Raw genomic sequence first — 12306 nt, forward strand, 5'->3', positions numbered from 1 at the left:
GGCCCCGGGGCCGTCGACGCCGCGGGCGAGCAGCACGGCGCGGGCACGCCCGGGGCCGTCCGCGCCGGACGCCACCGCCTCGGGCGCGGCGCCGTCGACGGTGAGGTGCGCGCCCCGCAGCACGCGCACGTCGCCGTGGTAGACGCCCTGGGCGCCACGACCGTCGGCGAGGGCGACCTGGCCGTCCTCGCCGGACCAGGCCTGGGTGGGGGCGTGCACCGCGACCAGCAGGTCGTGCAGCAGGGGCTGGAGCTCCATGTTCACCTCGTCGTCCGTCTGGAGCGGGCCGGTCCGAGGGCGGCGCGTCGGCCGGCCCCGCTTGACAGCCCGGGGGGTCGGTGGCAACTCTAGGCACATCAGTTGGAGCGTTCCAACTCGATTCCCCGAGCACTGCTTGGAACGTTCAGATCCGCGCGACGACGCCGTAGCGACGAGAGGCCCCCATGGAACCGACCCGCCCGACGCTGGAGAGCGTCGCCCGCCGCGCGGGCGTGTCCCGGCAGACCGTCTCCAACGTGCTCAACTCGCCGGACATCGTGAAGGCCGAGACGACCGACCGCGTCCGCGCCGCCATCGCCGAGCTCGGCTACCGGCCCTCCGCGGCGGCCCGCCAGCTGCGCACCGGGCGCTCGCGCGTGCTCGGCCTGCGGCTGGAACCGGTGCGCGACGGCATCAACGGCGCGGTCCTGGACCGGTTCCTGCACGCCCTCACCGAGAGCGCCGAGACCCGCGGCTACCGGGTGATGCTGTTCACCGCGCCGGACGACGCCCGGGAGATCGACCGCTACCGCGAGCTGCTGGACACCGCCGACCTCGACGCCTTCGTGCTGACCAGCACGCACCGCGCCGACACCCGCGCCGCCTGGCTCGCCGAGCACGACGTGCCGTTCGTCAGCTTCGGCCGCCCCTGGGACCGCGCGGACGCCGGGGCCGCCGCCGACGACCACCCCTGGGTCGACGTCGACGGCGCCGCGGGCACCCGTGCGGCCGTGGCGCACCTGCGCGACCTCGGCCACGAGCGGATCGCCTACCTCGGCTGGCCCGACGGCTCCGACGTCGGCGGCGACCGCGCCGCCGGGTGGACCGCCGCCATGGTCGACGCCGGTCACGACGGTGCCCTGCTGCGCCGCCTGCACGCCCGGGTCACCGACGGCGTGGGCTCCGGCGCGGCCGCCACCGCGGACCTGCTGGACGACGTCGCCCCCACCGCCGTGGTCTGCGCGTCCGACTCGCTCGCCCTCGGCGCCATGACCACGGCCCGCGCGCGCGGCACCGGGCTCGCGATCGTCGGCTTCGACGACACCCCCGTGGCGGCCGCGGTCGGGCTGACCTCCGTCGCCCAGCCGCTCACCGAGGCCGCGCACCGTGCGGTCGACCTGCTGCTCGACCAGCTCGACGGCACCGGCGGCACCCGCAGCCGCCGGGTGCTGCTCGCCCCGCACCTGGTGGCGCGGGACACCAGCCACCACCCCTGAACCAGCCGCACCCACCCCGCCCCCACCGCTCGAAGGAGAGCCACCATGCGCACCATCCCCACGCGACGCCGGCGCCCGGCCCCGGCCCTCGGGGCCACCGCCCTCGGCGCGGCCGGCCTGCTCGCCCTGACCGCCTGCGGCGGCTCCGGGTTCGACGAGGGCGGCGACACGTCCTCGGACGGCGGGTCGAGCGGCTCGCTGAGCGTCCTCATCGGGTCGTCCGGCGACGCCGAGACCGACGCGGTCACCGCCGCGGTCGCCGCCTGGTCCGAGGAGTCCGGCGTCGAGGCCACCGTGCAGGTCGCCTCCGACCTCACGCAGGAGCTCAGCCAGGGCTTCGCCTCCGGCGACCCCGCGGACGTGTTCTACGTCAGCGCCGACCAGTTCCAGACCTACGCGTCCAACGGCTCGCTCTACCCGTACGGCGCCGACCTCGACGCCGCGGACGACTTCTACCCGAGCCTGGTCGACCAGTTCACGTACGACGGCGAGCTCGTGTGCGCCCCCAAGGACTTCTCGACCCTCGGGCTCATCATCAACACGTCCGCGTGGGAGGCCGCCGGGCTCACCGAGGCCGACGTGCCGACCACGTGGGAGCAGCTCACCGACGTCGCCGGGCGGCTCACCACCGACGGCCAGGTGGGCCTCGGGATCTCCGGCGAGTACGCCCGGGTCGGCGCGTTCCTCGCGCAGGCCGGCGGCACGATGACGGACGCCGCGGGCACCGAGGCCACGGTCGACTCCCCCGAGAACGTCGAGGGCCTCACCTACGTGCAGCAGCTGCTCGCCTCGGGCAGCGCCGCCTACGCCGCCGACCTCGGCACCGGCTGGGGCGGCGAGGCGTTCGGGACGGGCGCCGCCGCGATGACGATCGAGGGCAACTGGATCACCGGCGCCATGGAGAACGACTACCCGGACGTCGCCTACCAGGTCGCGGAGCTCCCCGCTGGCCCCGCGGGGCAGGGCACGCTGCAGTTCACCAACTGCTGGGGCGTCGCCGCCGACTCCTCGGCGCAGTCCGACGCCGTGGACCTGGTCCAGCACCTGACGGCCGCGGACCAGCAGCTGGCGTTCGCCGACGCCTTCGGCGTCATGCCGTCCGTCCAGTCCGCCGCCGACGGCTGGAAGGAGATGTACCCGGAGATGACCGCGTTCATCGACTCCGCGGCCTTCGCGCAGAACGTCGTCAACGCCCGAGGCGCCGCCGACGTGATCACCGACTTCAACGCCCAGCTCGAGGGCCTGAAGACCGGCGACCCGGCGGCGATCCTCGGCTCGGTGCAGACCAACCTGCAGGCCGTCCTCGACGAGAACGCGTCCTGACCCCATGTCCTCCGCCGTCCCCGCGGTCAGCGGGACACCTGCTCCCGGGGCGGCCGGTGATCCCACCGGCCGCCCCGGCCCGGGCGCCCGCCGGCCCCGCCGGTCCCGGCGCGGCCGCGAGACCACGTCCGGCTGGCTGTTCCTCGCGCCGATGCTCGTGATCCTCGGGCTGTTCCTCGTCGTCCCCGTGCTCATGGCCCTGTGGGTCAGCGTCTCGGACTGGAACGGCCGGGGCAGCCCGTTCGCGGGCGACGTCTCGTTCGTCGGCGTCGACAACTACCGGTCCCTGCTTCTCGGCGGCGGGCTCGCGACGCAGGACTTCGGCACGGCGCTGCGCAACAACGCGTACTACGTGCTGCTGGTCGTGCCCGCGCAGACCGCGCTCGCGCTGTTCCTCGCGACGCTGGTGAACCGCAAGGCGCTGCGCGGGCGCGGGATCTTCCGCACGGCGTTCTACTTCCCGTCCGTCACGTCGTCGGTGGCGATCACCGTGCTGTGGCTGTTCCTGTTCTCCGCCTCGGGGACGGTCAACGCGATCCTCGCCCGGCTGTCGATCACGGGGCCGAACTGGTTCAACGAGCCGCGCGGCGTGCTGCACCTGCTGCTCGCCCAGGTCGGCGTGGACACCGCCCCCGCGGCGCTCGCGCAGCACGGGTTCCTCGGCATCCCGCTGTGGGAGTGGGCCGCCGGACCGAGCGTCGCGATGACGGCGTTCATCCTGCTGGCGATCTTCACCACGTCCGGCACGTTCATGCTGCTGTTCCTCGCGGCGCTGCAGGCCGTGTCCGCCGAGGTCGAGGAGGCCGCGCTGGTCGACGGCGCCAACGCCCGGCAGCGGTTCTTCCGGGTCACGCTGCCGATGCTCAAGCCCACCGTGTTCACGGTCGTGACGCTCGGGCTCATCGGCACCTGGCAGGTGTTCGACCAGATCTACACCGGCACCCAGGGCGGCCCCGCCAAGACCACGCTGACGCCCGCGTACCTGTCGTACACCGCCGCGTTCCAGAACAACGACTGGGGCCGCGGCGCCGCCATCGCGTTCATCCTGTTCGCGATCATCGTGCTGATGACGGTGCTGCAGCGGGTCGTGCTGCGGGAGCGCACCACGATCCCGCGCCGCAAGCGGTTCCACCCGGAGGGCCCCCGATGACCGCCGTCGCCGAGCAGCTCCCCACCCGCGCCCGCACGCCGCGGCGCCGTCCCGTGCGCAGCCGCCGCCGGCTGCTCGCCACCTCGTTCACGTACGCCGTGCTGGTCGTGCTGGCGCTGGTGTACGTCTACCCGTTCCTCATCCAGGTCGCGACGTCCTTCAAGACCGACGCCGAGGCCGCCGTCGACGCGGTGTCGCTGCTGCCGCAGACGTGGAGCACGGCGGCCTACGAGCGGCTGTTCCTGCGCTCGGACTTCCCGCTGTGGTTCCGCAACTCCGTCGTCGTCACCGTCGTGGTCACGCTCGGCCGGGTGTTCATCAACTCCCTGGCCGGGTACGCGCTGGCCCGCCTGCGGTTCCGCGGGCGCGGGCTGGTGTTCGCCGGGCTGGTCGCCGTGATGGCGGTCCCGAACGTCGTGCTGCTGATCCCGAAGTTCCTCGTGATCAAGCAGGTCGGCATCTACAACTCGTTCGCCGGGCTGATCATCCCGCTGCTCGCGGACGCCGCCGGGATCTTCATCATGAAGAACTTCTTCGAGTCGATCCCGCCGAGCGTCGAGGAGGCCGCCCGCATGGACGGCGCCGGGACGTTCCGGGTGTTCTGGTCGATCGTGCTGCCGATGGCGCGGCCCGCGCTGGTCACGCTGGTGATCCTGTCGTTCCAGGGGTCGTGGAACGAGCTGTCGCACTTCATCGTCGCGTCGCAGGACCCCCAGCTCGTCACGCTCACCAAGGGCGTCGCCCAGCTCGCGTCCGGGCAGCTGTCCCAGGGCACGCAGTACCCGCTGAAGCTCGCCGCCGCCGCGATCATGACGATCCCCGTGGCCGTGCTGTTCTTCGTGTTCCAGCGGCGGATCATGAACCAGAGCGCGGGTGCCGTGAAGGAGTGACCCGGGTCCCGGGGGTAGGTGGCGCCCGCCGGGTAGGATCTGGTGGAAAGGGGAACAACCGATGCGCTTCCTGCCCGGGCACGAGCCCACCTCCGACCTCACGTACGGCGACGTCTTCCTCGTCCCGTCGCGCTCCGAGGTCGCCTCCCGCTTCGACGTCGACCTGGCGTCCACCGACGGCACCGGCACCACCATCCCGGTCGTCGTCGCCAACATGACCGCGGTCGCCGGTCGCCGCATGGCCGAGACCGTCGCGCGCCGCGGCGGCCTCGCCGTGCTGCCGCAGGACGTCCCGACCGACGTCGTCGCCGACGTGGTCGCGTCCGTCAAGGCCAAGCACACCGTCGTGGAGAGCGCCGTCGTCGTGACGCCGCACGACACCGTGCACACCGCCCTCACCCTGATCGGCAAGCGGTCGCACGGCGCGGCCGTCGTCGTGGACGGCGAGCGGCCCGTCGGCGTCGTCACCCCCGCCGACTGCGAGGGCGTCGACCGGTTCACCCAGATCGCCGACGTCATGTCGACGGACCCGACCACCGTCGAGCTGTCGGTGGTCGAGGACGGCGGCACCGCGGGCCTGCAGGCCGCGTTCGAGCGCCTGCACGGCTCCCGCCGCCGGTTCTCCCCCGTCGTCCGCGACGGTCGGCTGGTCGGCGTGCTCACCCAGGTCGGCGCGCTGCGGTCCTCCATCTACCAGCCCGCGCTCGACGCGCAGGGCCGCCTGCGGGTCGCCGCGGCGGTCGGCGTGAACGGCGACGTCAAGGCCAAGGCCGCCGCCCTGCTCGAGGCCGGGGTGGACGTGCTGGTCGTCGACACCGCCCACGGCCACCAGCGCAAGATGCTCGACGCGCTCGCCGCCGTGCGGTCCCTCGACCCGCAGGTCCCGGTCGTCGCGGGCAACGTCGTCACCGCCGAGGGCACCCGCGACCTCATCGAGGCCGGTGCGGACATCGTCAAGGTCGGCGTCGGCCCCGGCGCCATGTGCACCACGCGCATGATGACCGCGGTCGGCCGCCCGCAGTTCTCCGCCGTCCTGGAGTGCGCGACCGAGGCCCGCCGCCTCGGCAAGCACGTCTGGGCGGACGGCGGCGTGCGGCACCCCCGCGACGTCGCGCTCGCGCTGGCCGCCGGCGCCTCGCAGGTCATGGTCGGCTCCTGGTTCGCCGGGACGCACGAGTCCCCCGGTGACCTGCACGCCGACGGCAGCGGCCGCCTGTACAAGGAGAGCTTCGGCATGGCCTCGGCCCGCGCCGTCGCCGCCCGGACCCGCGGCGGGTCCGCGTTCGACCGCGCGCGCAAGGCGCTGTACGAGGAGGGCATCTCGTCCTCGCGGATGTACCTCGACCCCGAGCGCCCCGGCGTGGAGGACCTGCTGGACCGGATCACCTCCGGCGTGCGGTCGTCCTGCACCTACGTCGGCGCGACGTCGCTGGAGGAGTTCGCCGAGCGCGCGAACGTCGGCATCCAGTCCGCCGCCGGGTACGACGAGGGCCGCCCGCTGCCCGACGGCTGGTGACCGGCAGCCGCTGACCAGCCATCCGTGCCGGACGAGGGGCCCCGCCATCCGGCGGGGCCCCTCGTCGTGTCCGGCAGGACCACCGGTCGCGGCAGTGCCCCGCGCCGAGGCACGAGGCGAGGGTCGTGGCGTCCGGACGCGGGGCGACTATCGTCGCTGGCGTGACCCCGCGCCCCGTCCTCGTCCTCACGCACGTCGCCCACGAGGGCCCCGGCCTCATCGCCCGCGCGCTCGACGGGCTGCCGCTGACGACGCGCACCGTCGTGGACGACCCCGCCGCCCGGCTGCCGCGCGTCGAGGACCTCGCGGGGCTGGTCGTCATGGGCGGCCCCCAGGACGCCGACGACGACGCCGGGCACCCCGGCCTGGCCGCCGAGCGCCGCCTGCTGGCCGAGGCCGTCGACGCCGGCCTGCCGACGCTCGGCGTGTGCCTCGGGATGCAGCTGCTCGCGCTCGCGCTCGGCTCGCCCCTGCACCGGCGGCACGGCACCGAGATCGGCTTCGCCCCCGTCGACGTGGTCGCGCACGACCCCCTGCTCGCCGCCGCGGGCGCGCGCCCCACGGTGCTGCACTGGCACTCCGACGCGGTCGACCTGCCCGCCGGGGCCACGCTCCTGGCGCGCACCGACGTCACGCCCGTGCAGGCCTTCCGCGCCGGCAGCGCCGTGGGCGTGCAGTTCCACCTGGAGGTCGACGCCGGGGTGCTGGACCTCTGGCTGGACACCCCCGGCATGGTCGCCGACCTGGAGCCCGGCGAGGCCGATGCGATCCGGCTCGGGTCGCGCCAGCACCTCGCCGCCCTGCGGCCGGGCGCCGACCTCGGGCTCGCCGCGTTCGCCGAGCAGGTCCGCGAGCGCGCGTGAGGGACGCCCTGGCCGACCTGGTCGCGCTGTGCGCCGAGCGCCCCGTGTGGGCGCCGGACCCCGAGCGCGCGTTCACGGCGGCGGCGTCGCCGACCGGGCCCGGCACCACGACCCCCGGTGGCCCGACGCCACGGCCGGTGCGCGCCTCCGCGGTCCTCGTGCTGCTCGGGGTGCTGGACGACGTCCCGGCGACGCACGACGGCCGGGCCGTCCCCGCGGACCTCGACGTGCTGCTGACCCGGCGCTCCCCCACGCTGCGGCACCACCCCGGGCAGGTGTCCTTCCCGGGAGGCGGCATCGACCCGACCGACGCCGGGCCGCAGGCCGCGGCGCTGCGCGAGGCCGAGGAGGAGACCGGGCTCGACCCGACGGGGGTGCGGGTGCTGGGCACGCTGCCGCCGCTGCCCGTGACCGCCAGCCGCAACCTCGTGACCCCGGTGCTGGGCTGGTGGGACCGTCCGTCGGCCGTCGCCGCCGCGGACCCGGCCGAGACGGTCGACGTGTTCCGCGTGCCCGTCGCGGACCTCGTGGACCCGGCGCACCGGGTCACCGCCACCCTGACGCACGGCGCCCGGGAGTACCGCGGTCCGGCGTTCGACGTCGCGGGGGTGCTCGTGTGGGGCTTCACCGCCTACGTGCTCGACCGGCTGCTCGACGCGCTCGGCTGGGCGGAGCCGTGGGACGCCGCGCGGACGGTCCCCGCGCCCGTCTGACCGCCGGGTGACCGCGCTCCGACCGCCACCGGGACCGGCCTTGACCTCGCGTTGACCCCGGTGGGGAGGCGTCGGTCACACCGGCCCCGACCAGGCGAGAAACCCCTCAGCACCCCCTGGTGCCCGGCGATCGTATCGATACGATGGAAGCCTGCGGTCCGGTGCCGGACCGCACGTCCGCCCGCGTCGCGATCCAAGGACCGGGCCACCCGCACGACCCTCCCCCCGCACGTGCACCACCGACCCCTGCCCACTCCTGCCCCGGAGCCCTCCCGTCATGGCCAAGGTCCTGACCGCCGGCAGCCCCTGGCGCGTCATCCTCCTGTTCGCGATCCCCCTGCTCGTCGGCAACGTCGTCCAGCAGCTCTACCACTTCGCCGACGCCGTCGTCGTCGGCCGCCAGCTCGGCGTCGAGTCGCTCGCCGCCGTCGGCGCGACCGGCAGCCTGCTGTTCCTGCTCCTCGGGTTCGCCTGGGGCATGACCTCCGGCTTCGCCATCCCGACCGCGCAGGCGTTCGGCGCCCGCGACCTCGCGGCTGTGCGCCGCTCCGTCGCCGCGGGCACCGTGCTCACCGCCGCGTTCAGCGTCGTGCTCACCGTCGGGGCACCCCTGCTCGCGCGGCCGATGCTGGAGCTGCTGCGCACCCCCGACGTGCTGATGGCGGAGGCGACGACGTTCGCCCAGGTCAGCTTCCTCGGCGCCAGCGCGGTCATGTTCTTCAACTTCCTCGGCGCGATCGTCCGGGCCATCGGCGACTCCCGCACGCCCCTGGTGTTCCTCACCCTCGCGTGCGTGCTCAACGTCGTGCTGGTCGTGGTCATGGTCGGGCCGATGGGTCTGGGTGTCGGCGGCGCCGCGCTCGCCACCGTCGTGTCCCAGGCGCTGTCCGTCGTGCTGTGCCTGGAGTACATCCGCCGCCGGATCCCCGTGCTGCACGTGCACCGTGCGGACTGGCGCGTCTCCCGGGCCGACCTCGCCGAGCACCTGCGGCTCGGCCTGCCCATGGGCTTCCAGGCGTCGATCATCGCCATCGGCACCCTCGCGGTGCAGGTCCGGCTCAACGAGCTCGGCCCCGACGCCGTCGCCGCGTACACCACCGCGTCCCGGGTCGACGGGCTCGCCGTCGCGCTGCTGCAGTCCCTCGGCCTCGCCGTGTCGATGTTCGTCGCGCAGAACCTCGGCGGCGGCCGCCCCGACCGCATCCGGCAGGGCGTGCGGCAGGCGAACTGGCTCGCCGTCGTCGGCTCGGTCGTCATCGGCGCGGTCGTCGTGCTGTGCGGCGGCTGGCTCGTCCGGCTGTTCGTCGGGCACGGCACGAGCTCCGACGAGGTCGTGGCGCTCGCGACGCAGTTCCTGCACATCAACGGCGCGCTGTACGTCGTCCTCGGCATCCTGTTCGTGCTCCGCGGCGCGCTCCAGGGCCTCGGGCACACCGGGGTCCCGACGCTCACCGGCGTCATCGAGCTCGTCATGCGCGTCGGCGCGGCGATCGTGCTCGGTGCGGCGTTCGGCTACGTCGGCGTCGTGTGGGGCAACCCGCTCGCCTGGGCCGGCGCCGTCGTGCTGCTCGTGCCCGCGTACGTCCGGGCCCAGCGGCACCTCGCGACGCTGCCCATCGAGCCGCTGTCGCACGTCGAGACCACCCCCGAGCCGGTGCCCGTCGAGGGCCCGACCGACGGGTCCATGGTCGTCGACGCCGTCGTGCCGCAGCCGCGGCCGGAGATCGCCGAGCTGGACGACCTCGCGCCGCTCGAGGACCACGCCGCGGTGGACGCGCGCGGCCCCGTCGCGCCCTAGGCTGCCGGGGTGCAGGACTTCCTCGACGGCGCCCGCCTCCTCGCCCGCGGGTGGAGCTGGTGGCGCCGTCGACCCGGGGCGATGGCGCGCGGGCTCGTGCCCGCCGCCATCGTCGGCGTGCTCGTGCTCGCGGGCCTGATCACCCTGGCGGTCAATCTCGGCCGGCTCGGCCGGGCGCTCACCCCGTTCGCCGACGACTGGTCGCCGGGCTGGGAGCAGACCGCCGAGATCGGCGTGCAGGCGGTGCTCGTCGTCGCCGCCCTGGTCCTGGTCGTCGTCACCTTCACCGGCCTCACGCTGGCCGTCGGCGAGCCGTTCTACGACCGGATCTGGCGGGCCGTGGAGCAGGACGTCACCGGGACCATCCCCGAGGGCTCCACCGGCGTGTGGCGGGGCGCCCTCGACGGCATCGCGCTCGTCACCCGCGGCCTCGTCGCCGCCGTCCTCGCCGGGCTCGTGGGACTCGTGCCGCTCGTCGGGACCCCGCTGGGCTGGCTCACCGGCGTGCTGCTCACCGGCTGGATCCTCGCCCACGAGCTCTCCTCCCGGGCCCTCGTCGCCCGGGGCATCGACCGCCGGGAGCGCAACGCGCTGCTGCGGGCCCACCGGCGGCGCGCCCTCGGGTTCGGGGTCGCCACGCAGCTGTGCTTCCTCGTGCCCGGCGGAGCCGTCGCGACCATGCCGGCCGCCGTCGCCGGGTCCACCCTGCTCGCGCAGTCCGTGCTGCCCACCCGGTCCGCACCGGAGACCGCAGGGCACGCGGCCTGAGCGCTGCCCCCGCCGTCAGGCGGGACGCACGAGCGACACGACGCTGGTGAGCAGCGACGCGGTCGCGTCGTCGTGCGTCATCGCCCCGGAGGCGACCTGCTCCGCGGCCGCGTGCACCAGCGCGGACACCGCGGCGACCAGCCACGGGACCTCCTGGTCGGACCGCACCTCGCCCGCCGCCGCGCCGGACGCCAGCAGGTCGCGCAGCGGGCGGACCACGGGCGCGTGCCGCGCGTCGACCTCGTCGGCCGGCAGGTCCCGGCAGGCCGCCGCGACCGCCCCGTGCCCGTCGGCCAGCGCGGGCCACGCAGCGGTGAGCAGTGCCCGGAGCGCCTCGGTCGCCGTCGCCCCGTCGGGCACCGCGGCCTCCGCCATCGCCCGCTCGGCCCGCGCCACCGCCGTCGAGAGCGCCGCCCCGACCAACGCCTCCCGGGTCGGGTAGTGCCCGTAGAGCGTCACCCGCCCGACTCCCGCCGCCTGCGCGACCTGGGCCACCGTGGCCGTGGGGTCCGTGCGGAACAGGCGCAGCGCGGCGTCCATCACCGCCTCGCGGTTGCGGCGGGCGTCGGCGCGCGGGGCGGGGCGCCCGGCACGCCCGTCGGCGGGTGAGATCGACGACGCGGGATCGGGACCGGTACTCACAGGGGTCATACTATCCCGAACACGCATGTTCGACTTACGACCTCAGGAGTACCCGTGACGCACCCCGACCCCCGCACGCCGCTGCGCGTCCTCGTCCTCGGCGGCTACGGCGCCGTGGGCCGCCACGCGGTCACCACCCTCCGGGCGCTCGGGCACCACCCGGTCACCGCGGGCCGCGACGCCACCCGCGCCGACCTGCGCCTCGATCTGACCGACCTGCCCGCCGTCGCGTCCGCCGCGGCCGAGGTCGACGTCGTCGTGAACGCCGCCGGGGCCGAGGACGCCCACCTCGTCACCGCCGTCACCCGGGCCGGCGCCGCCTTCGTCGACATCAGCGCGACCGGGGCGTACCTCGAGCGCGTCGAACGCCTCGCCGTCGACGCCCCGGTGGTGCTCAGCGTCGGCATCGCCCCGGGCCTCACCAACCTCCTCGCCCACGCCGCGGTGCGGGACGCCCCGGACGCGACCGGGCCCCTCGACCTGGCGGTGGTGCTCGGCGCCGGGGAGGCGCACGGTGCCGCCGCGACCGCCTGGAGCCTCGGCCTGCTCGGCCGCCGCTACCCCGACACCGTGGGGCCGGCGGGCGCGACCGTCCGCAACTACACCCGCGGGGCGACCTTCGACCTGCCCGGCGGGCGCCGTCGCCTCCACCGTGCGGACTTCAGCGACCAGCACACCCTCACCCGCACCCTCGGGCGGCCGGTCCGCACCTACTTCGGCACCGACACCCGGTTCGCGACCACCGCGCTCGCCCTGCTGACCTGGGCCCCGCCGATCGGGCGGCTCGCCGGGCGGGCGCACCTGCCCGGCAGCGAGGACTGGGTGCTCCAGGTCCGCGACGCGGCCGGGCCGCACCTCACCGCGACCGGCACCGGGCAGTCGCACGCCACCGGCGTCCTCGCCGCCCACGCCGCGGCCCTCGCGGCGCACGCCCCCGCCGGGGTGCACCACCTGCCGGACCTCACCACCCTGGAGGAGCTGGACCTGCCGTTCCCGGTCACCCGGCACCACGACCCCGGGGTGACGACGTCGGCGTGAGGACCGGGTGACGGCCGCAGACCCGGATGACCACGTGCCCGCACGCCCCGACACGCCAGGGCGGCAGGACGGCGGGCGGCGGGCGGTGGGGCGGCGGGCGGTGGGGCGGCGGGCGGTGGGGCGGCGGGCG

Annotated in this window: 12 protein-coding genes; 10 read left to right on the forward strand and 2 right to left on the reverse strand. The window is 75.4% G+C overall.

What is annotated here, in order from left to right; genetic code table 11:
* The coding region (locus EBM89_RS17220) for a glycogen debranching N-terminal domain-containing protein (protein ID WP_305038152.1) at positions 1–258 on the reverse strand (258 nt) is incomplete at its 3' end.
* Between the two features lie 185 nt (positions 259–443).
* Here EBM89_RS17220 and EBM89_RS17225 point away from each other — a divergent pair.
* The 9 genes from EBM89_RS17225 to EBM89_RS17265 all read left to right on the forward strand — a co-directional run bounded on the left by EBM89_RS17225 (position 444) and on the right by EBM89_RS17265 (position 10496).
* A complete protein-coding gene (locus EBM89_RS17225) occupies positions 444–1475 on the forward strand; it encodes a LacI family DNA-binding transcriptional regulator (RefSeq protein ID WP_122150873.1) in 1032 nt (343 codons plus the stop codon).
* 45 nt (positions 1476–1520) lie between these two features.
* The gene (locus tag EBM89_RS17230; RefSeq protein WP_122150874.1) at positions 1521–2798 is read left to right on the forward strand and encodes a sugar ABC transporter substrate-binding protein; all 1278 of its coding nucleotides are present in this window, start codon (positions 1521–1523) and stop codon (positions 2796–2798) included.
* Between the two features lie 4 nt (positions 2799–2802).
* Positions 2803–3948, forward strand: a complete 1146-nt coding sequence (locus EBM89_RS17235; protein WP_122150875.1) for a carbohydrate ABC transporter permease — start codon at positions 2803–2805, stop codon at positions 3946–3948.
* The gene (locus EBM89_RS17240) at positions 3945–4838 is read left to right on the forward strand and encodes a carbohydrate ABC transporter permease (RefSeq protein ID WP_122150876.1); all 894 of its coding nucleotides are present in this window, start codon (positions 3945–3947) and stop codon (positions 4836–4838) included. Before EBM89_RS17235 ends, EBM89_RS17240 begins: the two co-directional genes overlap by 4 nt.
* A gap of 61 nt (positions 4839–4899) precedes the next feature.
* Entirely contained in the window at positions 4900–6354 is a 1455-nt protein-coding gene (locus tag EBM89_RS17245) for a GuaB1 family IMP dehydrogenase-related protein (RefSeq protein WP_122150877.1), read from the forward strand.
* A 161-nt stretch (positions 6355–6515) separates the two neighbouring features.
* Positions 6516–7217, forward strand: a complete 702-nt coding sequence (locus EBM89_RS17250) for a type 1 glutamine amidotransferase (RefSeq protein ID WP_122150878.1) — start codon at positions 6516–6518, stop codon at positions 7215–7217.
* Complete coding sequence (locus tag EBM89_RS17255) at positions 7214–7930, forward strand: NUDIX hydrolase (protein ID WP_233571816.1); 717 nt, start codon at positions 7214–7216, stop codon at positions 7928–7930. Before EBM89_RS17250 ends, EBM89_RS17255 begins: the two co-directional genes overlap by 4 nt.
* Positions 7931–8207: 277 nt before the next feature.
* Entirely contained in the window at positions 8208–9728 is a 1521-nt protein-coding gene (locus EBM89_RS17260) for an MATE family efflux transporter (RefSeq protein ID WP_122150879.1), read from the forward strand.
* Positions 9729–9737: 9 nt separating this feature from the next.
* Complete coding sequence (locus EBM89_RS17265) at positions 9738–10496, forward strand: EI24 domain-containing protein (protein ID WP_122150880.1); 759 nt, start codon at positions 9738–9740, stop codon at positions 10494–10496.
* A gap of 15 nt (positions 10497–10511) precedes the next feature.
* On the opposite strand, the gene EBM89_RS17270 is transcribed toward EBM89_RS17265, so the two are convergent.
* Positions 10512–11138, reverse strand: a complete 627-nt coding sequence (locus EBM89_RS17270; protein WP_158609709.1) for a TetR/AcrR family transcriptional regulator — start codon at positions 11136–11138, stop codon at positions 10512–10514.
* Positions 11139–11192: 54 nt separating this feature from the next.
* Between EBM89_RS17270 and EBM89_RS17275 the strand changes: the two genes are divergently transcribed.
* Positions 11193–12176, forward strand: coding sequence for an NAD-dependent epimerase/dehydratase family protein (locus EBM89_RS17275; RefSeq protein ID WP_199732181.1), 984 nt, complete (start codon positions 11193–11195; stop codon positions 12174–12176).
* Positions 12177–12306 lie beyond the last annotated feature (130 nt).

This window comes from Cellulomonas triticagri, assembly GCF_003696205.1.
Taxonomy (GTDB): domain Bacteria; phylum Actinomycetota; class Actinomycetes; order Actinomycetales; family Cellulomonadaceae; genus Cellulomonas; species Cellulomonas triticagri.